At 65.0% G+C, this 23,981-nt stretch carries 23 protein-coding genes; 11 read left to right on the top strand and 12 right to left on the bottom strand.

Annotation, left to right across the window (positions count from 1 at the left end; translation table 11 throughout):
• Positions 1-72: 72 nt before the first annotated feature.
• The 3 genes from LFL96_RS10780 to LFL96_RS10770 all read right to left on the bottom strand — a co-directional run bounded on the left by LFL96_RS10780 (position 73) and on the right by LFL96_RS10770 (position 2,814).
• Positions 73-444 (bottom strand): SMR family transporter, encoded by a 372-nt coding sequence (locus LFL96_RS10780; protein ID WP_280995241.1) that lies wholly within the window; start codon positions 442-444, stop codon positions 73-75.
• Between the two features lie 25 nt (positions 445-469).
• Positions 470-2,173, bottom strand: coding sequence for a glycosyltransferase family 39 protein (locus tag LFL96_RS10775; RefSeq protein WP_280995240.1), 1,704 nt, complete (start codon positions 2,171-2,173; stop codon positions 470-472).
• 266 nt (positions 2,174-2,439) lie between these two features.
• A complete protein-coding gene (locus LFL96_RS10770) occupies positions 2,440-2,814 on the bottom strand; it encodes an Mth938-like domain-containing protein (RefSeq protein WP_281000686.1) in 375 nt (124 codons plus the stop codon).
• Positions 2,815-3,346: 532 nt separating this feature from the next.
• On the opposite strand from LFL96_RS10770, the gene LFL96_RS10765 reads away from it, so the two are divergent.
• The 6 genes from LFL96_RS10765 (at position 3,347) to LFL96_RS10740 (ending at position 9,919) form a co-directional block, all read left to right on the top strand.
• Positions 3,347-4,597, top strand: coding sequence for a pyridoxal phosphate-dependent aminotransferase (locus LFL96_RS10765; RefSeq protein ID WP_280995239.1), 1,251 nt, complete (start codon positions 3,347-3,349; stop codon positions 4,595-4,597).
• 74 nt (positions 4,598-4,671) lie between these two features.
• Positions 4,672-6,003, top strand: coding sequence for a homoserine dehydrogenase (locus tag LFL96_RS10760; RefSeq protein ID WP_280995238.1), 1,332 nt, complete (start codon positions 4,672-4,674; stop codon positions 6,001-6,003).
• A gap of 8 nt (positions 6,004-6,011) precedes the next feature.
• The gene (gene thrC, locus LFL96_RS10755; RefSeq protein WP_280995237.1) at positions 6,012-7,463 is read left to right on the top strand and encodes a threonine synthase; all 1,452 of its coding nucleotides are present in this window, start codon (positions 6,012-6,014) and stop codon (positions 7,461-7,463) included.
• A 246-nt stretch (positions 7,464-7,709) separates the two neighbouring features.
• Positions 7,710-9,140 (top strand): molybdopterin molybdotransferase MoeA, encoded by a 1,431-nt coding sequence (locus tag LFL96_RS10750; protein ID WP_280995236.1) that lies wholly within the window; start codon positions 7,710-7,712, stop codon positions 9,138-9,140.
• A 25-nt stretch (positions 9,141-9,165) separates the two neighbouring features.
• Positions 9,166-9,423 carry a molybdopterin converting factor subunit 1 gene (moaD, locus tag LFL96_RS10745; protein ID WP_280995235.1) on the top strand — a complete coding sequence of 86 codons (258 nt, stop codon included), beginning with the start codon at positions 9,166-9,168 and terminating at the stop codon, positions 9,421-9,423.
• 19 nt (positions 9,424-9,442) lie between these two features.
• Positions 9,443-9,919: a molybdenum cofactor biosynthesis protein MoaE gene (locus LFL96_RS10740; RefSeq protein ID WP_280995234.1), complete on the top strand. Its 477-nt coding sequence runs from the start codon at positions 9,443-9,445 to the stop codon at positions 9,917-9,919.
• A 70-nt stretch (positions 9,920-9,989) separates the two neighbouring features.
• Here the strand turns inward: LFL96_RS10740 and LFL96_RS10735 are convergent, their stop codons facing one another.
• Positions 9,990-10,538: a group III truncated hemoglobin gene (locus LFL96_RS10735; protein WP_280995233.1), complete on the bottom strand. Its 549-nt coding sequence runs from the start codon at positions 10,536-10,538 to the stop codon at positions 9,990-9,992.
• A 344-nt stretch (positions 10,539-10,882) separates the two neighbouring features.
• On the opposite strand from LFL96_RS10735, the gene LFL96_RS10730 reads away from it, so the two are divergent.
• Complete coding sequence (locus LFL96_RS10730) at positions 10,883-11,380, top strand: Rrf2 family transcriptional regulator (protein ID WP_280995232.1); 498 nt, start codon at positions 10,883-10,885, stop codon at positions 11,378-11,380.
• Between the two features lie 119 nt (positions 11,381-11,499).
• Entirely contained in the window at positions 11,500-14,097 is a 2,598-nt protein-coding gene (gene clpB, locus LFL96_RS10725; RefSeq protein WP_280995231.1) for an ATP-dependent chaperone ClpB, read from the top strand.
• A gap of 206 nt (positions 14,098-14,303) precedes the next feature.
• Here the strand turns inward: clpB and LFL96_RS10720 are convergent, their stop codons facing one another.
• Both LFL96_RS10720 and LFL96_RS10715 read right to left on the bottom strand, forming a co-directional pair.
• The gene (locus LFL96_RS10720; protein WP_280995230.1) at positions 14,304-14,732 is read right to left on the bottom strand and encodes a YidB family protein; all 429 of its coding nucleotides are present in this window, start codon (positions 14,730-14,732) and stop codon (positions 14,304-14,306) included.
• Positions 14,733-14,955: 223 nt separating this feature from the next.
• A complete protein-coding gene (locus LFL96_RS10715; RefSeq protein ID WP_280995229.1) occupies positions 14,956-15,441 on the bottom strand; it encodes a helix-hairpin-helix domain-containing protein in 486 nt (161 codons plus the stop codon).
• Between LFL96_RS10715 and LFL96_RS10710 the strand changes: the two genes are divergently transcribed.
• From LFL96_RS10710 to LFL96_RS10700, 3 genes are read left to right on the top strand one after another with little or no spacing between them, the layout of a single operon-like run.
• The gene (locus tag LFL96_RS10710; protein ID WP_280995228.1) at positions 15,440-15,787 is read left to right on the top strand and encodes a hypothetical protein; all 348 of its coding nucleotides are present in this window, start codon (positions 15,440-15,442) and stop codon (positions 15,785-15,787) included. The genes LFL96_RS10715 and LFL96_RS10710 overlap by 2 nt on opposite strands.
• 54 nt (positions 15,788-15,841) lie before the next feature.
• Positions 15,842-16,342, top strand: a complete 501-nt coding sequence (locus tag LFL96_RS10705; protein WP_280995227.1) for a MerR family transcriptional regulator — start codon at positions 15,842-15,844, stop codon at positions 16,340-16,342.
• Positions 16,294-16,719 carry a carboxymuconolactone decarboxylase family protein gene (locus LFL96_RS10700; RefSeq protein ID WP_280995226.1) on the top strand — a complete coding sequence of 142 codons (426 nt, stop codon included), beginning with the start codon at positions 16,294-16,296 and terminating at the stop codon, positions 16,717-16,719. Before LFL96_RS10705 ends, LFL96_RS10700 begins: the two co-directional genes overlap by 49 nt.
• Positions 16,720-16,922: 203 nt before the next feature.
• On the opposite strand, the gene LFL96_RS10695 is transcribed toward LFL96_RS10700, so the two are convergent.
• The 6 genes from LFL96_RS10695 to LFL96_RS10670 all read right to left on the bottom strand — a co-directional run bounded on the left by LFL96_RS10695 (position 16,923) and on the right by LFL96_RS10670 (position 23,876).
• Complete coding sequence (locus tag LFL96_RS10695) at positions 16,923-18,302, bottom strand: MATE family efflux transporter (RefSeq protein WP_280995225.1); 1,380 nt, start codon at positions 18,300-18,302, stop codon at positions 16,923-16,925.
• Positions 18,303-18,304: 2 nt separating this feature from the next.
• Complete coding sequence (locus LFL96_RS10690; RefSeq protein WP_280995224.1) at positions 18,305-20,062, bottom strand: glycosyltransferase family 39 protein; 1,758 nt, start codon at positions 20,060-20,062, stop codon at positions 18,305-18,307.
• A 417-nt stretch (positions 20,063-20,479) separates the two neighbouring features.
• The gene (locus LFL96_RS10685) at positions 20,480-20,746 is read right to left on the bottom strand and encodes a type B 50S ribosomal protein L31 (RefSeq protein ID WP_042323790.1); all 267 of its coding nucleotides are present in this window, start codon (positions 20,744-20,746) and stop codon (positions 20,480-20,482) included.
• A gap of 176 nt (positions 20,747-20,922) precedes the next feature.
• Positions 20,923-21,756, bottom strand: coding sequence for a M90 family metallopeptidase (locus tag LFL96_RS10680; RefSeq protein ID WP_280995223.1), 834 nt, complete (start codon positions 21,754-21,756; stop codon positions 20,923-20,925).
• Positions 21,757-21,771: 15 nt separating this feature from the next.
• Entirely contained in the window at positions 21,772-23,328 is a 1,557-nt protein-coding gene (locus LFL96_RS10675; protein ID WP_280995222.1) for an MFS transporter, read from the bottom strand.
• Positions 23,325-23,876, bottom strand: coding sequence for a MerR family transcriptional regulator (locus LFL96_RS10670; protein WP_280995221.1), 552 nt, complete (start codon positions 23,874-23,876; stop codon positions 23,325-23,327). The genes LFL96_RS10675 and LFL96_RS10670 overlap by 4 nt, the downstream gene beginning before the upstream one ends.
• Positions 23,877-23,981: the final 105 nt, after the last annotated feature.

Below are 23,981 nucleotides of genomic sequence, written 5' to 3'. Positions count from 1 at the left end.
AATCGCTCTCGCGGCGCGCGCAATAAACGGTAATAAACCGGGCCCGGCAGCACGGCTGCCGGGCGCCAGAACCTAGCTGCGCGCGAGGATCAGCACGCCGATCAAGATCACGCCGATGCCGATCAGCTTCTGCACCGACAGCACTTCGCCGAACAGATACCACGCCGCGAACGCATTGACGACGTAGCCGAGCGACAGCATCGGATAGGCGATCGACACATCCACCCGCGACAGCCCGATGATCCACACGACCAGGCTGATCACATAGCAGGCCAGCCCGGCGATGATCGGCGGCTGCGTCGCGATCCGGAAACCGATGGGCAGGATGTTCGCACGGGTGAATTCGAAGTGTCCAACGGCATTCGTTCCGGCTTTGAGCAGCAACTGCGCGCAGGCGTTCAACGTCACGCCCGCGAGGATACAGAAGAGGGAAATCGGGTTCATCGAACGGACAGGTCCTGAGAGAGGGTCATTGTTGCGGTTGGGCCGGCGCGGTCAGCGGCTTCATGACGATCACGCGGCGCGGGTCGCGGGCGACCACCTGCATCGGCAGACCGGTTTTCAGCAACTGGTCGTAGGTCGACGGCGGGATCAGCGCGAGCGCATAGCGGTCGGACTTCCAGCGCTGCACCCAGGCGTCGACGCTCGGCAGCCACTTCTGCGGCTCGACGGACACGCCGAAGGCCAGCTCGTCCGCATGCTCGACCATGATCATCGTATGGTCGACGTAGAACGGCAGCGTATGGTCGAGCACGCCGACCGAGTAGAACGGCGTATCCGGCGGCAGTTTCGCCAGCTCCGCCTTGATGGCGGGCGCGAGCGGCGCGCCGGAGCTCAGCCGGCCGAACACCTCGTGGCCGGTGCCGGCGATCGTGCCGAGCAGCAGCCACGCCGCGCCGAAGGTCGCGACCGCGCCGAGGCTGCCGCTCCGGCTGCGGCGGTTCAGCCACAGCGCGGCGAGCGTCAGCACGAACGCGACGCCGAGCGCCGCCAGCACCCACGTGCGGTATTGCGCATACAGCTCGGCCGGGTTGCGCGCGCTGCCGAAGCGCGTCATGAACAGCGCGGCGAACGCGGCCACCACGAGAAACAGCGCGTAACCGGCCAGATGACGGCGCAACTGGTCGCGCGTGACGAGCGGCAGGTACATGCCGATCACGAGCGCGATCGACGGGGCGATCGGCAGCGTGTACGACAGCAGCTTCGAGTGCGACGCGCTGAAGAACAGGAAGATGAAGCCGGTCCAGACCAGCATCAGCGTGACCGGCGCGAAGCCGTTCGGCTGGCGCGGCAGGCGCAGCGCGTGGCGCAGGCTTTGCACGCAGACCGAGAGCCACGGCAGGAAACCCACCAGCAGCACCGGCACGAAGTAATAGAACGGGCCGGGCCGGTTCTGCTCGGGCGTCAGATAGCGCTTGAACTGCTGGACGATGAAGAAAAAGTTCAGGAATTCGGGGTTGCGTTGCTGCACCAGCACGAACCACGGCGTGACGATCACGAAGAACAGGATCAGGCCGCCGATCAGATGCAGGCGCTTCCACAGCGCCCAGTCGCGCGCGATCAGCGTGTAGAGCACCAGCACGGCGCCCGGCAGGATCACGCCGACGAGGCCCTTGGACAGCACCGCGAGCGCCATCGAACCCCAGCACACCCACATCCACGCGCGCACCGACGAGGCCGGCAGGTTGGGGCGCTGCGCGAGCAGCAGCGCGCACAGCGTCAACTCCATCCAGAACGACAGGCCCATGTCGAGCGTGTTGAAGTGGCCCATCAGGTTCCAGTACGGCGACGTGGCCAGCACGATCGCGGCGAACACGCCGGTCGCCGCGTTGAACACGCGCGCGCCGGTGAAGCCGACCAGCAGCACCCCGGCGAAGCCCGTCAGCGCCGTGTACAGACGCGCCTGCCATTCGCCGATGCCGAACCACGCGAACGTCAATGCGTTCGCCCAGGTTTGCAGCGGCGGCTTCTCGAAATACTTGTAGCCGTTGTAGCGCGGCGTGATCCAGTCGCCGGTGACGAACATTTCACGCGCCATTTCGGCGTAGCGGCCTTCGTCGCTCGGCAGCAGGTGGCGCCAGCCGAGCGGCACGAACCAGATCACGGCGAGGGCCAGCACGAGCAGCAGGATCGTGGTGCGGTTGAGCGGTAGCCTCGACGGCGTATCGTTCATGGGTGTCTTGACCTGTTTGGCGACGCCGCGCGGCTGCGGCGCGGCGGGGTTGTGTGGAAACGGCGCCCGTTTCGATGGCGCGCAGTGTACGTTATCGGCCGCGACGCGGCCAGGGTGGGCGAGGTTGGATGGACCGGCCCGGCGGCAGGCGCTGAATCTTCGCGAAGCCTTGGCGAAACGCCTTCGCACTGCCAGCCCGAGGCCGCCCTGCGCGCCTATCGCCCAGCCACACGCGGTGCCGATGCGCGCCGCGTGAGTCGGCCCCGTTACGCTTCGATCAGCAGCGCGGCCGCGACCTTGCGGCCCTCGGCCATCAGAATGTTGTAGGTACGGCAGGCGGCCTTGAAGTCCATGGTTTCGACGCCGATACGCTTGGCCGTCAGCGCGGCGGTCAGGCGCGGATGCGGGAAACGCAGCCGTTCGCCGCTGCCGAACACCACCACTTCGGGCGCGGCGTCCACCAGCATCGCGAAATGCTCGGCGCTCAGCTGGTCGAAGGACGAGACGGGCCAGGGAATGACCGGCGCGTCAGGCAGCACCAGCAGGCTGCCCGCGTGGCGCACCAGATTGATTTCGACGTAGTCGGCGCCGTAACCGGTGACGGTGTTCAAGGCGCCGCTGGAATCCTGATGTAATTTCAAATTCGTTTTCCGAAGTCGTCGTGAGACGTCCTGCATGTTGCCCAAGGCCGGCAACCCTGCCCGGCGGGGCTGGAAGGCACGGCCTGAAGCTGGATGAGGTGGCCGCGGCGCGTGCGGGATAGTGCGCGAAATCGCCCGGCGAACCGGCAGGACCGAAAGAACAAAAAAGGCCGAAAAGGCTTGCGCTTGCGGTTGGTGCATTGCGGAAGTCGGCCAAAATCCGCTAAATTATAACTTTTTAGCCGCCTTGCTGCGGCGCCCCTCGCTGATCCGCCGCCACGAGCCGCGTTGACGACGCGGGGCGTGGCCCACCGGCTACCTGCCCTGGTTTTGCCGCTTTCGTGCGCCGTCCGGCGGTTTATCGACCGGCTTGTGACTGCTTGCTTATACTCGGCCCTTTGCCGCTTTTGTCCGGCGAACGACGGCGTGTGATCATCCGCCGCCTGCGCCGCGACCGTATTCTCCGTATCGGCGAACCCGCCCGGCTTTATGAAGCCGGTACCGTTTCGCCCAAGCCATCAACCAGGATCTCGTGCCCGCTGTGAAACCGATACTTAAATCCAACAAGTTGCTGAATGTCTGCTACGACATTCGCGGGCCCGTCCTCGAACATGCGAAGCGGCTCGAAGAGGAAGGTCACCGGATCATCAAGCTGAACATCGGCAATCTCGCGCCGTTCGGCTTCGACGCGCCGGACGAGATCATTCAGGACATGATCCGCAACCTGCCGGGCTCGTCAGGCTATTCCGACTCGAAGGGCGTGTTCGCCGCGCGCAAGGCGATCATGCATTACACGCAGCAAAAGGGCGTGCACGGCGTCGAACTGGACGACATCTACATCGGCAACGGCGCGTCCGAGCTGATCGTGATGGCGCTCCAGGGCCTGCTGAACGACGGCGACGAAGTGCTGCTGCCCGCGCCCGACTACCCGCTGTGGACTGCCGGCGTGAGCCTGTCGGGCGGCACGCCGGTGCACTACATCTGCGACGAATCGAACCGCTGGATGCCCGATCTCGACGACATCCGCGCGAAAATCACCCCGAACACGCGCGCGCTCGTCGTGATCAACCCGAACAACCCGACCGGCGCGCTGTATTCGGACGAACTGCTGCTCGGCCTGATCGAGATCGCCCGCCAGCACGGGCTCGTGATCTTCGCCGACGAGGTGTACGACAAGATCGTCTACGACGGCAAGCAGCACACGTCGATGGCGGCGCTCTCGCAAGACGTGCTGACGGTCACCTTCAACAGTCTGTCGAAGAGCTACCGCTCGTGCGGCTACCGCGCCGGCTGGATGTTCATCTCCGGCCTGAGCGTCGGCGAGAACCGCCGTCACGCGAAAGATTACTTCGAGGGGCTGGGGATTCTGGCCTCCATGCGGCTGTGCCCGAACGTGCCGGGCCAGTATGCGATCCAGACCGCGCTCGGCGGCTACCAGAGCATCAACGACCTGATCGTGCCGAGCGGGCGCCTCCACAAGCAGCGCGAACTCGCGTACGACATGCTGACGGCGATTCCCGGCGTGAGCTGCGTGAAGCCCGAAGCGGCGCTGTACATGTTTCCGCGGCTCGACCCGAAGATCTATCCGATCCAGAACGACCAGCAGTTCATCCTCGATCTGCTGCTCGAAGAGCGCGTGCTGCTCGTGCAGGGCTCCGGCTTCAACTGGAAAACGCCGGATCACTTCCGCGTGGTGTTCCTGCCGAACGTGGACGATCTCGCGGATTCGATCAACCGGATCGCCCGCTTTCTCGACGGTTACCGCAAGCGTCACACAGCCTAGCGCACAATGTCGCGCAGGGCGCGGCGCGCCGACCCCCGTTTCTTTTTCAACCTCTACTCGACAACACACGCTGCATGGAACCGATCAAAGTTGGACTGCTGGGCTTCGGCACGGTAGGCAGCGGCACCTTCACGGTACTGCGCCGCAATCAGGAAGAAATCAAACGCCGCGCGGGCCGCGGCATCGAGATCGCGCGCATTGCCGTGCGCAATCCCGCGAAAGCGACAGCGGCGCTCGGCAGCGAAGCCGGCACGGTCGCGCTCACCGATGACTTCAACGCGGTGGTCGACGATCCGTCCATCGACATCGTCGCGGAAATGATCGGCGGCACGGGCGTGGCGCGCGATCTGGTGCTGCGCGCGATCAGGAACCGCAAGCACGTGGTCACCGCCAACAAGGCGCTGCTCGCCGTGCACGGCACGGAGATCTTCGAGGCGGCGCGCGCCAACGGCGTGATGGTGTCGTTCGAGGCGGCGGTGGCGGGCGGCATTCCGATCATCAAGGCGCTGCGCGAAGGGCTGACGGCCAATCGCATCCAGTACATCGCGGGCATCATCAACGGCACCACGAACTACATTCTTTCGGAAATGCGCGACCGCGGGCTCGACTTCGCGACCGCGCTGAAGGCCGCGCAGGAACTGGGTTATGCCGAAGCCGATCCGACCTTCGACATCGAAGGCGTGGACGCCGCGCACAAGGCGACCATCATGAGCGCGATCGCGTTCGGCGTGCCGGTGCAGTTCGACCGTGCGTACGTGGAAGGCATCAGCAAGCTCGCGGCGATCGACATCAAGTACGCCGAGGAACTCGGCTACCGGATCAAGCTGCTCGGTATCGCGCGGCGCTCGGAGAAGGGCATCGAGTTGCGCGTGCATCCGACGCTGATCCCGGAGAAGCGTCTGCTGGCGAACGTCGAGGGCGCGATGAACGCGGTCGTCGTGCACGGCGACGCGGTCGGCACCACGCTGTACTACGGCAAGGGCGCGGGCGCGGAGCCGACGGCGTCGGCGGTGGTGGCGGACCTGGTCGACGTCACGCGCCTGCATACGGCGGACCCGGAGCATCGCGTGCCGCATCTGGCGTTCCAGCCGGACCGCCTGTCGAGCACCCCGATCCTGCCGATCGAGGAAGTGACGAGCGGCTACTACCTGCGTCTGCGAGTGGCCGACGTGACCGGCGTGCTGGCCGACATCACGCGCATCCTGGCGAACACCGGCATCTCGATCGACGCGCTGCTGCAGAAGGAATCCGAGCAGGTCGACGCGAACGGCAAGGGCGAGACCGACATCATCCTGATCACCCACGAGACGGTCGAAAAGCAGGTGAACGCGGCGATCGAGGAGATCGAAGCGCTGCAGACCGTCGTCTCGCAAGTCACGAAGCTGCGCATGGAAGCGCTGAACTAGGCCGAACTATGAACTATCTTTCCACGCGCGGCGCCGGTGCCGGCGAGCGCCATACCTTCTCCGACATCCTGCTTGGCGGTCTCGCGAAAGACGGCGGGCTGTACCTGCCGGCGGCCTATCCGCGCGTCACCGCCGACGAACTGACGCGCTGGCGCGCGCTGCCGTACGCCGACCTCGCGTTCGAGATCCTCTCGAAATTCTGCGACGACATTCCCGCCGACGACCTGCGCGCGCTGACCCGCAAGACCTACACGGCCGCCACCTACTGCAACGTGCGCGACGACGAAAGCGCCGCGCAGATCACGCCGCTGAAGACGCTCGGCGTCGAGAACGGCGCACCGCTCGCGCTGCTCGAACTGTCGAACGGTCCGACGCTCGCGTTCAAGGACATGGCGATGCAGTTGATCGGCAACCTGTTCGAGTACGCGCTCGCCAAACACGGCCAGACGCTGAACATTCTCGGCGCGACCTCGGGCGATACCGGCAGCGCCGCCGAATACGCGATGCGCGGCAAGCAGGGCATCAGCGTGTTCATGCTGTCGCCGCACAAAAAGATGAGCGCGTTCCAGACCGCGCAGATGTACAGCCTGCAGGACCCGAACATCTTCAACATCGCGGTGGAAGGCGTGTTCGACGACGCGCAGGACATCGTCAAGGCAGTCTCGAACGATCACGCGTTCAAGGCGCGCTACAAGATCGGCACGGTCAATTCGATCAACTGGGCGCGCGTGGTCGCGCAGGTCGTGTACTACTTCAAGGGCTACTTCGCCGCGACGAAGTCGAACGACGAACGGGTGTCGTTCACGGTGCCGTCGGGCAATTTCGGCAACGTGTGCGCGGGTCACATCGCGCGCATGATGGGGCTGCCGATCGAGAAACTGGTGGTCGCCACCAACGAAAACGACGTGCTCGACGAGTTCTTCCGTACCGGTATCTACCGCGTGCGCAAGGCGGCCGAGACGTATCACACCAGCAGCCCGAGCATGGATATTTCGAAGGCGTCGAACTTCGAGCGTTTCGTGTTCGATCTGCTCGGCCGCGATCCGGCGCGCGTGCTGCAACTGTTCCGCGACGTCGAGGAGAAGGGCGGTTTCGACCTCGCGGCGAGCGGCGATTTCGCGCGCGTGAAGGAGTTCGGATTCGTGTCGGGCCGCAGCAGCCACGACAGCCGCCTGGACACGATCCGCGATGTGTTCGAACGCTACGACACGATGATCGACACGCATACGGCGGACGGTCTGAAGGTCGCGCGCGAACATCTGCAGCCGGGCATTCCGATGATCGTTCTGGAAACCGCGCAGCCGATCAAGTTCGGCGAGACGATTCGCGAGGCGTTGCTGCGCGAACCGGAGCGGCCGGCCGCGTTTTCCGGGCTGGAATCGCTGCCGCAGCGCTTCGAGGTGCTGCCGGCGGATGCGCAGCGGGTGAAGGACTTTATCGTTGCGAATACCGGCGCCTGATCTGGCGCTGGCGGCTGGGGCGTGGGCCGGCGGCTCACGTTTCCGGCGTGGTTGTTCCGGGCAGCGGTGGCGGGTGAAGCCGCTGCTGCTGCCGTCGGTATGAAGCATTGCCACGAAACACGGCCACGAAACACCGCCGCAAAACACCGCCGCAAAACACCTAAATCCCCCCATAACGCCCGCCGCCCCATGGCGCCGGCGTCGGCCGCTACAATATTCCTTTAATCCGCGGCTTCGAAACCAGAGATGTCCACTCCCACGCCCCGCGCGCCGATGCTCGCCACCGCCGACGCTCTCGCGACCCTGCTCGGCGCCGCCGCGCCGGTCGCCGGCACCGAAACGATTTCCACGCTGGATGCGCTTAACCGGGTGCTCGCAGCCGACGTCGTGTCACCGCTCGACGTCCCGCCGATGCACACCAGCGCGATGGACGGCTATGCGGTCCGCACGGCCGACCTCGCCGGCACGGGCACAGACGCAGACGCAGACAGTGACGCAGACGCCCCCAAACGGCGCCTGCCGGTATCGCAGCGCATTCCCGCCGGCCACGCGCCCGAACCGCTGAAGCCGGGCACGGCGGCGCGGATCTTCACGGGCGCGACGGTGCCGCCGGGCGCGGACGCCATCGTGATGCAGGAGCAGACCGAAGCCACGGGCGACGAAGTCACGATCCTCCACCGCCCGCAGGCAGGCGAGTGGATCACCGCGCAGGGCGCGGATATCAAACAGGGTTCGGTGATCCTGCCGGCCGGCACGCGGCTCACGCCGCAGGCGTTGGGGCTGGCGGCGTCGGTGGGCTGCGCCGAGCTTCAGGTGCGGCGGCGCGTGAAGGTCGCGGTGTTTTTCACCGGCGACGAGCTCACGATGCCTGGCGAGCCGCTCAAGCCCGGCGCGATCTACAACTCGAACCGTTTCACGCTGCGCGGTCTGCTCGACAAGCTCGGCTGCGACGTCACCGATTTTGGCAACGTCGCCGATAAGCTCGACGCGACGCGCGCGACCTTGCGCGAAGCCGCCGTCGCGCACGATCTGATCCTGACGTGCGGCGGCGTGTCGGTCGGCGAGGAAGATCACGTGAAGCCGGCGGTCGAAGCGGAAGGGCGTCTGTCGATGTGGCAGATCGCGATGAAGCCGGGCAAGCCGCTGGCGTTCGGCGCGGTGCGGCGCGCGGCAGCGGGTGTGGGTGCGGGTGCGGGTGCGGACTCGGCTCGGGGCGCGGATTCCGAGCCGGTGGTCGATTCGCCAGCGACGGGCTCCACGTCGCCCGCTGGCGCAGCGGGTTCCGCGGCGGCGAACGCCGCCACCAACACCGCCATCAACGCCACCGCCGCGCCGGAAACCTTCTTCATCGGCCTACCGGGGAATCCCGTCTCCAGCTTCGCCACCTTCGTGCTGTTCGTGCGGCCGTTCATCCTGCGCCTGGCCGGCGCGCAGACGGTCGCGCCGCGCGTCCTGTCGTTGCGCGCCGACTTCACGCAAGGCAAGGCCGATCGCCGCAACGAGTTCCTGCGCGCCCGCGTCAACGCAACCGGCGGTCTCGATCTGTTCCCGAACCAGAGTTCGGCGGTGTTGACCTCGACGGTGTGGGGCGACGGCCTGATCGACAATCCGCCGAATCACGCGATCAGCGCTGGCGAAACCGTGCGCTTCATTCCCTTTTCCGACTTGCTGAATTGAGGCTGGCGTAAGCCGGCGGCATCCGATGAAGATTCAACTGCGATATTTCGCGAGCGTACGCGAAGCGCTCGACCTGGCCGACGAAACGGTCGATCTGCCGGACGGCATCGCCACGGTCGGCGACGTGCGCGGCTGGCTGCGCGTGCGCGGCGGCGTCTGGGCCGACACGCTGGCCGAGGGCCGCGCGTTGCGCATGGCCTGCAATCACGTGATGACCGACGCCGGCACCCGCGTCACCGAAGGCTGCGAAGTCGCATTCTTTCCGCCCGTGACGGGCGGCTGATCCTGCAGGAGTGTTGCCCATGCCCGTTCGCGTCCAGACTGAAGACTTCGACCTTACCGCCGAGGTAGCCGCGTTACGCGCGCGCAACCCGAAGATCGGCGCGGTGGCGTGCTTCGTCGGCACCGTGCGCGATCTGAACGAAGGCAGCGCGGTCGAGACGATGGAACTCGAGCATTACCCCGGCATGACCGAGAAGTCGCTGGAGGCGATCATCGTCAGCGCGCGCGAGCGCTGGCCGGGCATCGAGGTGCTGATCGTGCATCGGGTCGGCAAGCTGTATCCGCTCGACCAGATCGTGCTGGTGGCGACGACGGCCGCGCATCGCGGGGAGGCGTTCGCGTCGTGCGAATTCGTGATGGATTATCTGAAGAGCGAAGCGCCGTTCTGGAAAAAGGAAAAGACCGAGGCCGGCGAGCGCTGGGTCGACGCCCGCGTGACCGACGACGCGGCGCTCGCGCGCTGGGGCATCGAATCGGGCAATCGGGCCGGAAGCTAGTTCGGATCGAGCGAGTAGTGGAGGGAGAGCCGCTGGACGAGGCTCAACCCGGCTGGGAATCAGCACAACCTCACTCGCCCTGAGTGCGCCCGATGATCTTCGCGGGAAACGGTTCGCCCGAACGGCGCACGGCGCGATGCGCCGTGTCCTCGCCTTCGTCGCGCGCGCGCCGCGGCGTCACCCGGTCGAGCAGCGCCTGCTGTTCCGCCGGAATCTTGTAATCCCACCCGAAACGGCTCAACTGCAAGCTCTGCGCGATGCGCAGCGCCGGCTCCATGAAGCGGATCGCCGCCGCCGGCTGATAGCGCGATTCCACCGTATCCAGAAACAGATAGAGCCAGCGGCTGAAGTGCTGCGGCTCGATGCCCTCGAGCGGCTGGTGAGCCTGCTGCACATTGCCGCGGTATTGCTTTGCGCCGAGCACGAGCGAGCCCCAGAACTGACACATTTTGGGTAGATGCTCGTCCCAGCGGCCGGCGAGGCTCGCATCGAAAACCGGGCCGAGCAGTGCATCCGCGCGCACACGATCGTAAAAGCCGTAGACCAGTTCACGGACATTCGCCTCGGTGGGTTCGGCGGCGCGCTCGACGGCCGGCGCGGCGGGAAAAGTCGGGTTCATGCTGAATCCAGAAAAAAGCGGCGATGCCGGGAGGCATGGGGCAGGTTCATGCAAACCGAGTAGCCGATGACGCGAATTGCCACACACCGCCACAGACCGTCAGGAATGACCTCGAACGGAGTCCAGACAATCCGAAGTAAGCGGCGAAACCGGTGCTATTCGTATGAATGGACGACGCGGGAAACGTTACCATTACTGCCGAAAGACTCGTCCGCCTGTCGACGCAAAACCATAAAATATGCGTTGCGCCCGCATCTTAGGGGGAACAGGCGGTGCCCGGCAACCCTTGCGTCGACGCGGTTAGCTTCCGGATCGCGGCTTGCGCTCATCGTGAACCTGCACTTATGAGACTGACCGACTACACCGATTATTCGCTGCGCGTTCTGTTGTATCTCGCCGTGCGCGGCGAGGGCTTATCGACGATCCAGGACATTTCGGACGCTTACGGAATCTCCAAGAACCATCTGATGAAGGTGGTTCAGCAACTCGGTGAACTCGGCTGGGTCGAGACCGTGCGCGGCCGCAACGGCGGTCTGCGTCTTGCCGACCGGAGCAGCGCGTTGACGATCGGCGAGATCGTGCGCGCCACCGAGAGCGACTTCGCGCTGGTCGGCTGCTTTCCCGACCAGCAGGGCGAGCGGCGCAATTGCGTGATCACCGCGCAGTGCGGTCTGCGCGGCGTGATCGAGTCGGCGCGCAATGCCTTCCTTGCCGAACTCGACCGGCATACCATCGGTGAAGTCTCGCAGCCGCACGGGCCGCTCGCGGCGCTGCTCGGCTTGAGCAGCTACATTCCGATCGTGCCGGTCGCGGCGGCCAGCAAGCCGGCTTCGGTGTCCTGAGGACGGCCAGGCAGTTCGTTCGCGGCAAATGTTAAATAGTTGCCGCCGGGTGCGAAAAAACGCTTGAAACCTGGAAGAAACGCCTCATTTTGGTGGTAATCGAAATTGGAGGTCTCTTGATGAGAATCGACAAACTCACCACTAAATTCCAGGAAGCACTGGCCGACGCGCAGAGTCTCGCGGTCGGCCACGACAATCAATACATCGAACCGGTTCATGTCCTGTCCGCGCTGATCGCACAGCAGGACGGTTCGGCGCGCTCGCTGCTGTCGCGTGCGGGCGTGCATGTGCAGGCGCTGCAAACGGCGCTGGGCGAGGCCATGACGCGCCTGCCGCAGGTGCAGGGCACCGACGGCAACGTGCAGATCGGCCGCGAGCTCACGGGTCTGCTGAATCAGGCGGACAAGGAAGCGCAGAAGCTCAACGACACCTTCATCGCGAGCGAGATGTTCCTGCTCGCGGTGGCGGACGACAAAGGCGAAGCCGGCCGTCTCGCGCGTCAGCACGGGCTGTCGCGCAAGTCGCTCGAAAGCGCGATCGCGGCGGTGCGCGGCGGCTCGCAGGTGCATAGTCAGGACGCCGAAAGCCAGCGCGAGGCGCTCAAGAAATACACCGTCGACCTGACCGAGCGCGCCCGCGCCGGCAAGCTCGATCCGGTGATCGGCCGCGACGACGAAATCCGCCGTTCCATCCAGATCCTGCAACGCCGCACCAAGAACAATCCGGTGCTGATCGGCGAGCCGGGCGTGGGCAAGACCGCGATCGTCGAAGGGCTCGCGCAGCGCATCGTCAACGGAGAGGTGCCGGAAACGCTCAAGGGCAAGCGCGTGCTGTCGCTCGACATGGCGGCGCTGCTGGCCGGCGCGAAGTATCGCGGCGAGTTCGAGGAGCGGCTGAAGGCCGTGCTGAACGACATCGCGAAAGACGAAGGGCAGACCATCGTCTTCATCGACGAAATTCACACCATGGTCGGCGCGGGCAAGGCCGAGGGCGCGATGGACGCGGGCAACATGCTCAAGCCGGCGCTCTCGCGCGGCGAGCTGCATTGCGTCGGCGCGACCACGCTCGACGAATACCGCAAGTACATCGAGAAAGACGCCGCGCTCGAACGGCGGTTCCAGAAGGTGCTGGTCGACGAGCCGTCGGTGGAAGCGACCATCGCGATCCTGCGCGGCTTGCAGGAGAAGTACGAGCTGCATCATGGCGTCGACATCACCGACCCGGCCATCGTCGCGGCGGCGGAACTGTCGCATCGCTACATCACGGATCGTTTCCTGCCAGATAAGGCGATCGATCTGATCGACGAAGCCGCGTCCAAGATCAAGATGGAAATCGATTCGAAGCCGGAAGAAATGGATCGGCTCGACCGTCGTCTGATCCAGTTGAAGATCGAACGCGAAGCCGTCAAGAAGGAAAAAGACGAAGCGTCGCAGAAACGTCTGCAACTGATCGAGGAAGAAATCGAGCGCCTGAATCGCGACTATTCGGATCTCGAAGAAATCTGGACGGCGGAAAAGGCCGCGGTGCAGGGCAGCGCGCAGTTGAAGGAAGAAATCGAGAAGACCCGCGCGGAAATCACCCGTCTGCAGCGTGAAGGCAAGCTGGAGAAGGTCGCCGAGTTGCAGTACGGCAAGCTGCCGGGGCTCGAGGCGCAGTTGAAGGAAGTGACCCAGGCCGAAGCGAACGAGCAGAACAATCCGACGCGTCCGCGCCTGCTGCGCACCCAGGTCGGCGCCGAGGAAATCGCGGAAGTCGTGTCGCGTTCCACCGGCATTCCGGTGTCGCGCATGATGCAGGGCGAGCGCGAGAAGCTGTTGCAGATCGAAGAGAAGCTGCACCAGCGCGTGGTCGGGCAGGACGAAGCGATCAGCGCGGTCGCCGACGCGATCCGCCGCTCGCGCGCGGGTCTGTCGGACCCGAACCGGCCGTACGGCTCGTTCCTGTTCCTCGGCCCGACCGGCGTGGGCAAGACCGAGCTGTGCAAGGCGCTGGCGTCGTTCCTGTTCGATTCGGAAGACCATCTGATCCGCATCGACATGAGCGAGTTCATGGAGAAGCATAGCGTCGCGCGTTTGATCGGCGCGCCGCCGGGTTACGTCGGTTACGAGGAAGGCGGGTATCTGACGGAAGCCGTGCGCCGCAAGCCGTACAGCGTGATCCTGCTCGACGAAATCGAGAAGGCGCATCCGGATGTGTTCAACGTGCTGCTGCAGGTGCTCGACGACGGCCGCATGACCGACGGGCAGGGCCGCACCGTGGACTTCAAGAACACGGTGATCGTGATGACCTCGAACCTCGGTTCGCAGGTGATCCAGGCGATGGTCGGCGAGCCGCAGGAAGCGGTGAAGGACGCGGTGTGGGAAGAAGTGAAGCTACACTTCCGGCCCGAGTTTCTGAACCGGATCGACGACGTCGTCGTGTTCCATGCGCTCGACCGCTCGAACATTCAATCGATCGCGCGGATCCAGCTGGAGCGTCTGCACGAGCGGCTGGCGAAGCTCGACATGCAGCTGGTGGTGTCGGACGAGGCGTTGGAGCACGTCGGCAAGGTTGGCTACGATCCGCTGTTCGGCGCGCGGCCGTTGAAGCGCGCGATCCAGCAGGAAATCGAGAACCCGGTCGCGAAGCTGATTCTGGCCGGCAAGTTCGGCCCGAAGGACGTGATCCCGGTCGAAGTGGACGACGGCAAGCTGGTGTTCGAGCGCGTCGTGCACTAAGGCATCCTGGCGGGCGTCGAGGGCGGCGGCGAGCGTGCCGCTCCAGCGCCGGACCAGAAACGGAAATGCGGCAACGAAGTCGCCTTCGTTACCGCATTTTTTTCGCCCGGTTTTTTGCCCGGCGTTGTCGTCCGTTGCGCGGGCAACGGGCTGGTCGCATTCAGCTTCGCGCCCGCGTCACGGGCGTCGCTCGCTGCGCGGCCGACTTACGCGTTGCCCTTGCCGAACAATGCCGACAAACCGCCAAGCGCGCCGAGCACGGTCGTGGCGTTCAGCTTGCCCTCGGCTGGCACTTCGCCTTCCGGCGTTGCCGCATTGACGACGTGCGGCAGGATCTGCGACAGCAGACCGGTGACCTGGTCGGGTTGCACGCCGGCTTTCGCGGCCAGATTCGTGACCGTGTCCGAACCGAGCACGCCGTGCAGCGCGTCGGCGGAAATCGGCTGGTTGTCGCCGTTGCTGACCCACGACGACACGACGTCGCCGAGGCCCTTTTCCTTGAAGCGGTCGATCAGGCCGTTCAGGCCGCCGGGCTGGTTGTTGACGAATTCGAGTGCGGCTGCAACCAGCGCTTGCTGGCCGCCGCCTTCAGGCGACTTGCCAACCAGGGAACCGAGTGTGTCGAGTAGGCTCATGACGGTCTCTCTTGAATGCCGACGCGCGGTCGACGTGTCGGCGGGTAAAAACGCCGCGCGGTTGCGCGGCGCCATGTTAAGCAGGACGGCAAGAAGACGAGGCGAGACGTTTGGACCTGGCGCATGCCGGAGAAATTCACCTCGCCGGTATGTCGCTGGATGGCCGAACCGCTCGAACTACACGGACCTCGTTGCCCCTTGCCGCCTGCGGCTGTTCCCCCGGTCATGCACCGCCGGATGCGGCCGCGGCCGATGCTGCCTTGCTCTTCTTTGCCTTCTTCTTCGAAGCCTTGCCGCCGGATGCGCCGCCGGATGCGCCGGCGGGTGCGCTCGCCGCGGTGGTTGCCGCGGTGGTTGCCGCTGGCGTTGCCGCCGGCGCTGCCTTCGTACTCGCGGTGCTGCCCGGCTTCGTCGATGCCTTCGCGCCCGTCGGCGGCGTGGACGAGCCGTTGATCGTCAAACCGGCCGTTTCGAGATTCGTTACCGACTTCGTGCCCAGACCCTTGACGCGCGAGGCGAGATCGTCGGCATCCTTGAACGGACCATTTTTCGTGCGTTCGTCGATGATCGCTTTCGCATGCACCGGGCCGATACCCTTGACCGATTGGAGCGCGGCCTGATCGGCGGAATTCACTTCGACCGCCGCCGCGAATCCGGCGGACAACGACAAAGCCAGCGCAACGCAAAGCATTAACAGCTTCTTCAGCATGGCAAGCACTCCCTGGGTGGCAAAAAAAGTTAGCCGAAATGAGACAGCGAAGCGAGTCGATGAAACGAGACTGCGTAGCAACCATGAGGCAACCCCGAAACGCCCGCGCGGCCTGGCGCTGGCATTGGGCTGGCATTGGGCGTTGCGCTTAAGCATAGAACAAATCGCGCGCCCCATTTTGCGAACGCGGACGATTTATACCGATCGATTTGTGACAAGTAAATCAGTGTGGACAATATTTAAAACTTTTGCCGCGCGATCGGGCATATCCGCTACGAACGGGTTTATTCGCCGCTTGTCGCGCGCCATTAAAGACAGGCACCGTGAAAACACCGCAGACAAATGACAGCATCGCGTGCTTGACTTAGAGTGCACTCGAAGTCCTAACCTGAGTTCCGTCATGTCGAATATCCCAACCGCACTCACCATCGGGCAGGTCGCGCAAACGCTCGGCGTCTCCGCGCACACGCTGCGTTACTACGAACAGGCCGGCTTGATCCGGGCCGTCGGGCGCACGCAGGCGGGGCATCGGCTGTATTCGCCGGCCGATCTCGACTGGTTGCGTTTCGTGATGCGCCTGAAGGCGACCGGTATGCCGATCGCCGGCATGCAGGCGTTCGCGGCGTTGCGCGCCGACGGTGCGCCGACCGTCGGCGAACGGCGCGATCTGCTGGTGGCGCATCGGGACGCGGTTTTGGCGCGGATCGCCGAGTTGCAGAGCAATCTTGGCGCGATCGTCGACAAGATCGCGTACTACGAAGGCGAGGTGGCGGCGCACGCCTCGTCCGCGGCGCATTCGACACGACATTCCGACGAACCGCAGACGCTTTCACATTCGCAAAAGGACTCACCATGGACCACGCACACCACGACCGCTACACCCGAGGCTGGGACAAACTGAAGGAAATCGACGGTTCGACCGGCGAGCAGGTGATCGCCGCGCTCGCGCCGATCGCGCCGGATTTCGGGCGCCTGCTGATCGAATTCGGTTTCGGCGATATTTACAGCCGGCCGCAGCTCGATCTGCGCGCGAGGGAGATTGCGACGATCGCGTCGCTGGCGACGCTCGGCTGCGCGCAACCGCAGTTGAAAGTGCATATCGAGGCGGCGTTGAACGTCGGTTGTACGCGCGACGAGATCGTCGAGGTGTTCATGCAGATGGCGCTGTACGCGGGGTTTCCGGCGGCGCTGAATGCGCTGTTCGCCGCGCGGGAGATTTTCGAGCGACGCGACCGGGAAGCGGAGGCGATGCCGTCCGCAACGGCGTGCCCGGCCTGAGCTTTGCCGCGCGTGGCGGAGTAGGGCGGAATAAGGAGGAGAGAGGAGCGACAGGAAGGCAAACGGCTGCGATTTTGCGGCCGTTTTTTCAAAAATCGAATGCAACTAACTGTCAGCGATAAATCGCCGCTTCGACAAACGACAGGTCTGTGGCCGCGCACGCTCTGCAACCTGCCCGGCAACGCGTGGGGCGCCGCACCGCCTCAGTTCACCGATTCGCCCTGAAGCCCCGCTTCGCCCCGCAGATACCGCTTGCTCACCACCCGCCAGTACACCAGCAACCCGCCGCCCGCGATCGCGAGGCTCGCGGTATTCGCGACCCAGAAACCCCGCGCGCCGGTCAACCAGTCCGGCGTGACACCCAACACGTTGAAGCCGAGCACATACCCGCCACCCAGGCCCACGCCCCACAGCGCAATCGCATAGATGACGGTCGGCACAACCGCGACCTTGTACGCGCGCAGCACGAACGCGGTGGTGATCTGCAATGCGTCGAACAGGTGGTAGCACAGGACGATCAGCACCAGCGGCATGGCCGCCGCCGCCACCTGCGCATTGGTCGTATAGCCCTCGATCACGTAAGGCCGCAGCACCAGCATGATCGCGCCGTAACAGCAGGCGATCGCGATCGCCATCACGATGCCGTGGCGCGACAACGTGCGTGCCGCCTCCGGACGATGCGCGCCGAGCGCCTGCGCGACCAGCGTCGACGACGCAATGCCGATCGACAGCGGCGTCATGTACAGCACCGCGCCGATGTTGCCGGCGATCTGATGCCCGGCAAGCGTCGTCGTGCCGAAGCGCGCGATGAACAGCGCCATGAACGTGTACGACGTGACCTCGATCAGATACGACAGTCCCATCGGAATGCCCAGCCGCAACTGCGCGGCCTGGCGTCGCCAGACCGGCCAGCAGAAGTGCGCGAAAATCCCGAACGGCCTGAACACGTCGACGCGCGTGAGCAGCAGCATGCCGAGTATCGCGAGTCCCCAGTTGAGGATCGTGCTCGCCAGTGCGCAACCCGGGCCGCCGAGCGCCGGCACGCCCAATCCGCCGAAGATGAACCACGTATTGAGCGGCACCTTGAGCAGCAGCGCGCCGACTTGCAGGATCATCACGAGCCGCGGCTTGCCCACCGCATTGGTGATCGAACTGTAGACGCGGAAGATGAGCCCGGCCGGCAGCCCGAACGCGAGAATGCGCAGATACGCGAGCGTGCGCTCGTGCAGCGCTTCAGGCACACGCGCCATCTGCAGCAGGCGCCCGGGAAAATACAGGATCAGAAAGCCGATCACGGTCAGCGCGAGCGCGAGCCACAACGCCTGGCGCGCTTCCTCGCCGATCTCCGCATGGCGGCGCGCGCCGTAGAGTTGCGCGGTGATCGGCTGCAACGCGGTCAGAATGCCGGTCAGGCCGATATAGACGGAAATGTAGATCGACGAGCCGAGCCCGAGCGCGGCAAGATCGACGGCCGAGTAACGGCCGACCATCGCCGTGTCGATCACGCCGAACGCGATGATCGCCAGTTGGCCGATCAGCACCGGCCACGCGAGCGCGGCGATTTTCCGGACGTCGGCGAACATGCTCAGCCGGGCTTCTTGTGCCAACTGCGGCGCTTGACGACCGGCGGCTTGGGACGGTCGATCCGCACGTACAGGCGGAAGCGTTCGTCGCGATCGGCCACGCGGCGGCCTTCCCAGACCAGCTTCCAGATGTAGTCGGGCATCGAACTCGGGTCGCCGTATTCCTGCGTGTCCTGACGCAGGATCACGTCGCAATCCTGGTCGAACGCGAAGTGCATGTCGCCGAAATACGCGAAGGTCGCGATCTGCGCATTGCCCAGCCGCACCGGTGAAATGCAGGTGTAGTCTTCCGGCAGATGGCTGGCGATCTGCTCGGCCACATCCTTATACGTCCGGCTGTAGTTGACGACCGGCAGCGCCAGCGTCATCAGCAGCACCCACATCAGCGTGGTGCCCGCGCTCGACAGCACGACGCTGCGCCACAGCACCTTCGGATGACGCGCGAGCCGCCAGCGCACCAGCACGAACCAGCAGATCGTCACGGCGACCGCGCAGACGAACGACAGAATCTTGAACTGCGGCGCGAAGCCCGGCGCGAGACGCGCGAGGTTGCGGGCGAGCGGATGCGGGAAGCCGGTCAGCCCGGCCACGTACACCAGCCACACGAAGCTGCCGAGGATCGTGAAGCTCAGGAGCGCGAACCAGTCGATCGCATTGATCGCGCCGCGCTTGAGCGTGGGCAGCGCGAACGCGGCGAGTACCGCGAGCGGCGGCAACAGCAGCATGTAGAGCCGGTTCGACTGATGGCTTTGCAGCACCACCAGCACCAGCAGCGGACCGATCACCGACAGCGGGATCGCCACGTGCGGCGCACGCCGCAGACCCGCCCAGCTGAACCACGCCCACAACGCGAGCGGCCATGCCGGCCACGTGAAGAGCGGCAGGTTCTTCAGCGCGTACGCGGTGACCGGACCCGGCGGCCCGGCGAACGACGTCAGGCTCACGTGCAGCCATTGATTCAGATACCAGACCGCGTCGTCGGGAAAGGCGCTGAGCGCGAACACCGGCCACGACAGTCCGATCACCAGCGCGACCGGCAAGCCGGCCAACAGCAGCCAGCGCGAGCGCGCCTCGCGCACCAGCAGCGGCATGGCCAGCGTACCGAGTAGCAGCGCGCCGACCAGCACCGGGCTGCTCGCCAGCGTGACGAGACCGAGCGCGAGACCCCAGATCAGCGAGCCTTGAATCGGCTTGTCGATGGTGCGCACGAGGCCGTACACGAGCATCGCGATGCCGACGAACTGCGCGAGTTGCGGCGTGGTTTCGTGACCGCGCTCGGCCAGACCGAAGCAGGCGAGCAGGATCAGCAGCGCGCCGTCAGCGAGCGTGCGGCCGTAGTCACGCGGCTCCGGCTCGCCGCCGAACGCATATTTGAACGGCTGGACCTCGGCGCGCCGGCCGAGCAGATACGCGGTGTACCAGACGAACGCGCAGGCCGCGCAGAACAGCAGGCCGGTGAACACGCGCGACGCGTTGCTCGCGTCGACCCACGGCGCGAGCGTGCGGATCGCGCTGGCGCCGAGCCAGTAGCCGAGCGGGCCGTCTTCGGTGATGTATTTACCGACCAGGTTCGGCAGCAGCCAGTCGTGCAGATGGCCGTTGGCCATGGTCCACATGACGCCGAAACCGGCTGCGTCCTCGTTCTTCCACGGATCGCGGCCGAACAGGCCGAACGACGCGTAGACGATACAGATGGTCAGCAGCAGCCAGCGCGGCAACGCACTCGTCGCGGAGGCAGTGAGGCGAACGACAGGTCTCATGCGGTGTGTGGATCTTGGATAAGCGTGATAAGCGATGCGGCCGGGACCGGACGCGCGGTCAGGCTGCGCAGTCGCTGGAATGGCTCGTCTTCTGGAGCATCCGGCATTGTAGTCGTGCCGTACGGTACGCGTCACGGCAGGTAACGGCGTGCAACGCGCGGGGCGGGCCTGTAATGCGAATGGCGTCCACGTAACGCGAATGGAGCGCTCGCCACGCGAAGCACCGCGAGTTGCCGCGCAGCCGGTGGTCGGGCAGGGCGTCGGCGAGCGGGCCTACGAGGCGATGCCGAACGATCTCAGCCCGGTGCAGCCATGAACACGTGCCTCGCAGCCTGGCCCAGCGACAAAAAAGGGCAGCTCGCGCTGCCCTTTTTTTGCTGCTTCCGTTGCCGGCCCAAGCCGGTGACGATGCAGGTATTACTTCGCTGCTGCCTTGCCGGTAGCGCGCGAGCCGAACTTCTTGTTGAACTTCTCGACGCGGCCTGCCGTGTCCATGATCTTTTGCTGGCCGGTGTAGAACGGATGCGATTCCGACGACACTTCGATCTTGGCGAGCGGGTAGGTCTTGCCGTTGAATTCGGCGGTTTCACGCGTCTGGATGGTCGAGCGCGTCACAAACTTGAAGTCGTTCGACATGTCGATGAACAGGACTTCGCGGTAATCCGGGTGAATGCCTTCTTTCATGGTCTTTCCTTTAATCTGGCGGTAGCCAACCCGCGAGCAGCCGCATGATGACGCGGACAGCATCTAGGCGCGAGCCACTTGCCTATGGTCGAAAAACGGCGATTATGCCAGAAAATCAGTCGCTTGACGACTTTTGTGCAAGCTTTTTAAGAGTGTCTAAGACGTGCTGCGAAACCTCAGTCCGCGGCGAAAGTCAGCCCGACCCGCGCCGGATCCTGCCGGTAAAAGCGCGCCAGCAGCCGGTACAGCTCCGGATACGCGGCTTCGAACGCCTGCGGCTGCACGAATAGCGCCTCGCTGCACACGGCAAAAAATTCCGACGGATGATCCGCCGCATACGGATCGATCAGCGATTCGCGCTCGAAGCGCGCCCAGCGGCGCTCCGGCACCGCGTCGACCTGTGCGCAGAAGTGGTCGTAGGCGGCATCGAACACGTCGGCCCACGCCTGCGCGTCGAGCGGCGCGTGCCAGCGGCGCAGCAGCGGCGGGTGGCCGTCCGCCTCGCCGTTCAGCATGTCGATCTTGTGCGCGAATTCGTGAATCACGACGTTGTATGCATCGGCGCCGTCCGTCATCTGCGCGTCTTCCCACGACAGCACCACCGGGCCGCCTTCCCATGCTTCGCCGCTCGCGTCGTGTTCGATTTCATGCACGACGCCGTCCTCGTCCTCCACGGTTTTGCGGATGACGAACTCGCCCGGATACACGATCACGCCGACCCAGCCGCGATACAGATCGAGGCTCAGGTTCAGCACCGGCAAACAGGCCTGCGCGGCGATCGCCACCGTCATCGCGTCGGTGAGTTCGAGTTCGTGCGCGGTCGAAAACTCTTTTTGCGCGAGGAACAGGCTTGTCAGTTCACGCAAGCGCGCGAGGCCGGGCGCGTCGAGATGCGCGAGGAACGGCAGGCCGTCGAGCGTGCGTTGCCAGAGCGCGTCGTCGATCGCGTAGTCGCGCAGCGCGCGTTCGCGGCGGCGCGTGCCGAGCCATTGGGTGAGTTTCGAAAGCATGAGCTGACGCAACCTTTAGTCGATCTGTTTTTGCCACGCGGCGAACAGGCCGCCGCCAATCGCGATGCCGATCAGGAAATAGAAGCCGTCCAGCGAGGCCAGAAAACTGGCCTGCTGCGCGACCGTGCGGCTGATTTCCACGATGGCCAGCGCATGCGACTCGGACGGCGAGCGCCCGGTCGCGGCGAAGCTTCGCGTCAACGCGGCGAGCGTGTTCTGGAATACCGGATTGTACGGATTCACGAACTCCGCGAGGCGGGTTTGATGCAGCGCCTGCCGATGCTGCTCGACGATGATCACCGAGGCCGTGGCGAACGAGATCGTCAGTTGCCGCACGATGTTTTTCAGGCGATAGCCGTGCGTGAATTCCTCGATCGCGAAGATGCGAAAAGTCAGATTGGCGACTGGCAGCACGATGAACAGCAACAGCAGCCCGCGCAACAGCAGCGGCACGATCAATGCCGCTTCGCCGACACCGGGCGACATGCGCGTCATCCACGCCGCGGCGAACGCGGCGACCGCGAAGCCCGGCACGATGATCCACTTCTTGCGCGGCAGCAGCTTCGCGTAACGCAGGTAGATGAACAGCGCGCTCGCGGAAATCAGCGAAGTGGTGCCGACCAGGCGGCCGGTGTTGTCGACCGGATAACCGAGGCCGCTCTCCAGAAAACGCGAGATCAGATAGCTGAACACGGTCGACACGTAGTAATAGAACATGTACAGCACGAGCCCGACCTGGAAAACCTTTTCGCGCAACGCGTGCAGACGCACGAGCGGCGAAGGGTGATGCCACTGCTGCCAGGCGAACCAGCCGAGCGCGGCGATCCCGGCGACCGTCAGCAGAATCAGACCCGGCGACGCGCTGAACAACTGGAAGCGGACCTGCTGCATCACGATCTGCAGCGCGCCTTGCGCGAACGCGAAGATCAGGTAGGGCCAGAAATGCGCGGCGCCGCGCTGTTCGGGCACGCGGTTGCCGGCGTTGGGCAGCGCGAGCAGGGCCAGCACGGCGAACAGCAGGCCGACCGGCGCGGTGCAGAGGAACAGCGCGCGCCAGTCGAAGTACGCCACCAGTTGTCCGCCGATCAGCGGCGCGAGCGCGCTGCTCAGCACGATCAGCAACAGAAACGCGCGGGTGGCCGCCGGTCGTTGTTGCGGCGTGAAGCTCATCTGGATCAGGATGCGGCAGGTGCCCATCATCGGGCCGATGAAGTAGCCCTGAAAGCCGCGCGCGAACGCAAGTTCGATCGACGATTCGCTGAGCGCCGCGGCCACCGCGCCGCCGGCGTAAAGCAGCATGCAGCCGGCGACATAACGCCGGTAGCCGAACCGTTCGACCCACCATTCCTGCTGAAGGATGCCGAGCACGGCGGCTACCGCATACGCGCTCGACGCCCACACGAGTTCATCCGACGATGCGTTGATGCCGCCCGCGATATAGCTGGCGAAAAAGGAAAAGATCGAGTTGTCGAAGTAGTCGAGGCCGGTGACGACAGCCAGCACCCACGGGAAGAAATCGCCGCGCAGTTTGTCGATGCTGAACAACGGTGCGCGGGACGGGGCGGCATTCATGCCGGTTTGGCCGCGCGGGGTTTGCGCGGCGTCGGCTTGCCGTTTGTGGAAGCGGGTGGATTGGCGGCGCCGGACCGTGCTTCCTTGCGCGCATTGCGCCGCTGCTCGAGCAGCGTGTCCGCGTTTTCACCGGCGAGGCGCCGCTTCAGATAGTCGAGGTCGGGGCTCAGATCGGCGCGCAGCTTCTGCGCCTCCTTCAGTTCGCGGCGCATCGATTCGATGCGGGCGTCGAGCGCGTCGGCCTGCTGCGCGATCGCGTCGTGAATCTGCCGCAACGAGTCGAGCGAATAACGATGCCCGCCGTCGACAGGTTCGAGCGGCTGCTTGAGCATTTCGGTAATGCCTTGCAGCGAAAAACCGAGCGAGCGCAGGCGCAGGATGCGCCCGAAGCGTTTCAGGTCGTCCTCGTCGTAAAGCCGGTAACGGCCTTCGCTGCGCGTGGGCGACGCGAGACCGCGTTCCTCGTAGTACTTCAGCGTGCGCGGCGTGACGCCGAGACGTTCGGCGGCGTCGCGCACGGTGAGCAGGGCGGGCGAGTCTTTGGGCATGCGGTCTGGATGGTAAAACGGACTGGCTGCATTATAGTACAACGTGTACGTTCACGTTCAGGTTGCGTCGCAGGGGAAGCACACGTGCGACTCGGTCGCCGGGTT

The organism is Paraburkholderia sp. D15 (assembly GCF_029910215.1).
Taxonomy (GTDB): domain Bacteria; phylum Pseudomonadota; class Gammaproteobacteria; order Burkholderiales; family Burkholderiaceae; genus Paraburkholderia.
Note: the sequence above shows the minus strand (reverse complement) of the source record. Positions and strands in the feature narration are given on the sequence as shown.

Coding starts and splice junctions, on each gene's coding strand:
- LFL96_RS10780 (WP_280995241.1), bottom strand. CDS start 444: ATGAACCCGATTTCCCTCTTCTGTATCCTCGCGGGCGTGACGTTGAAC.
- LFL96_RS10775 (WP_280995240.1), bottom strand. CDS start 2,173: ATGAACGATACGCCGTCGAGGCTACCGCTCAACCGCACCACGATCCTG.
- LFL96_RS10760 (WP_280995238.1), top strand. CDS start 4,672: ATGGAACCGATCAAAGTTGGACTGCTGGGCTTCGGCACGGTAGGCAGC.
- thrC (WP_280995237.1), top strand. CDS start 6,012: ATGAACTATCTTTCCACGCGCGGCGCCGGTGCCGGCGAGCGCCATACC.
- LFL96_RS10750 (WP_280995236.1), top strand. CDS start 7,710: ATGTCCACTCCCACGCCCCGCGCGCCGATGCTCGCCACCGCCGACGCT.
- moaD (WP_280995235.1), top strand. CDS start 9,166: ATGAAGATTCAACTGCGATATTTCGCGAGCGTACGCGAAGCGCTCGAC.
- LFL96_RS10740 (WP_280995234.1), top strand. CDS start 9,443: ATGCCCGTTCGCGTCCAGACTGAAGACTTCGACCTTACCGCCGAGGTA.
- LFL96_RS10735 (WP_280995233.1), bottom strand. CDS start 10,538: ATGAACCCGACTTTTCCCGCCGCGCCGGCCGTCGAGCGCGCCGCCGAA.
- LFL96_RS10730 (WP_280995232.1), top strand. CDS start 10,883: ATGAGACTGACCGACTACACCGATTATTCGCTGCGCGTTCTGTTGTAT.
- clpB (WP_280995231.1), top strand. CDS start 11,500: ATGAGAATCGACAAACTCACCACTAAATTCCAGGAAGCACTGGCCGAC.
- LFL96_RS10720 (WP_280995230.1), bottom strand. CDS start 14,732: ATGAGCCTACTCGACACACTCGGTTCCCTGGTTGGCAAGTCGCCTGAA.
- LFL96_RS10710 (WP_280995228.1), top strand. CDS start 15,440: ATGGCAAGCACTCCCTGGGTGGCAAAAAAAGTTAGCCGAAATGAGACA.
- LFL96_RS10715 (WP_280995229.1), bottom strand. CDS start 15,441: ATGCTGAAGAAGCTGTTAATGCTTTGCGTTGCGCTGGCTTTGTCGTTG.
- LFL96_RS10705 (WP_280995227.1), top strand. CDS start 15,842: ATGTCGAATATCCCAACCGCACTCACCATCGGGCAGGTCGCGCAAACG.
- LFL96_RS10700 (WP_280995226.1), top strand. CDS start 16,294: ATGGACCACGCACACCACGACCGCTACACCCGAGGCTGGGACAAACTG.
- LFL96_RS10695 (WP_280995225.1), bottom strand. CDS start 18,302: ATGTTCGCCGACGTCCGGAAAATCGCCGCGCTCGCGTGGCCGGTGCTG.
- LFL96_RS10690 (WP_280995224.1), bottom strand. CDS start 20,062: ATGAGACCTGTCGTTCGCCTCACTGCCTCCGCGACGAGTGCGTTGCCG.
- LFL96_RS10685 (WP_042323790.1), bottom strand. CDS start 20,746: ATGAAAGAAGGCATTCACCCGGATTACCGCGAAGTCCTGTTCATCGAC.
- LFL96_RS10680 (WP_280995223.1), bottom strand. CDS start 21,756: ATGCTTTCGAAACTCACCCAATGGCTCGGCACGCGCCGCCGCGAACGC.
- LFL96_RS10675 (WP_280995222.1), bottom strand. CDS start 23,328: ATGAATGCCGCCCCGTCCCGCGCACCGTTGTTCAGCATCGACAAACTG.
- LFL96_RS10670 (WP_280995221.1), bottom strand. CDS start 23,876: ATGCCCAAAGACTCGCCCGCCCTGCTCACCGTGCGCGACGCCGCCGAA.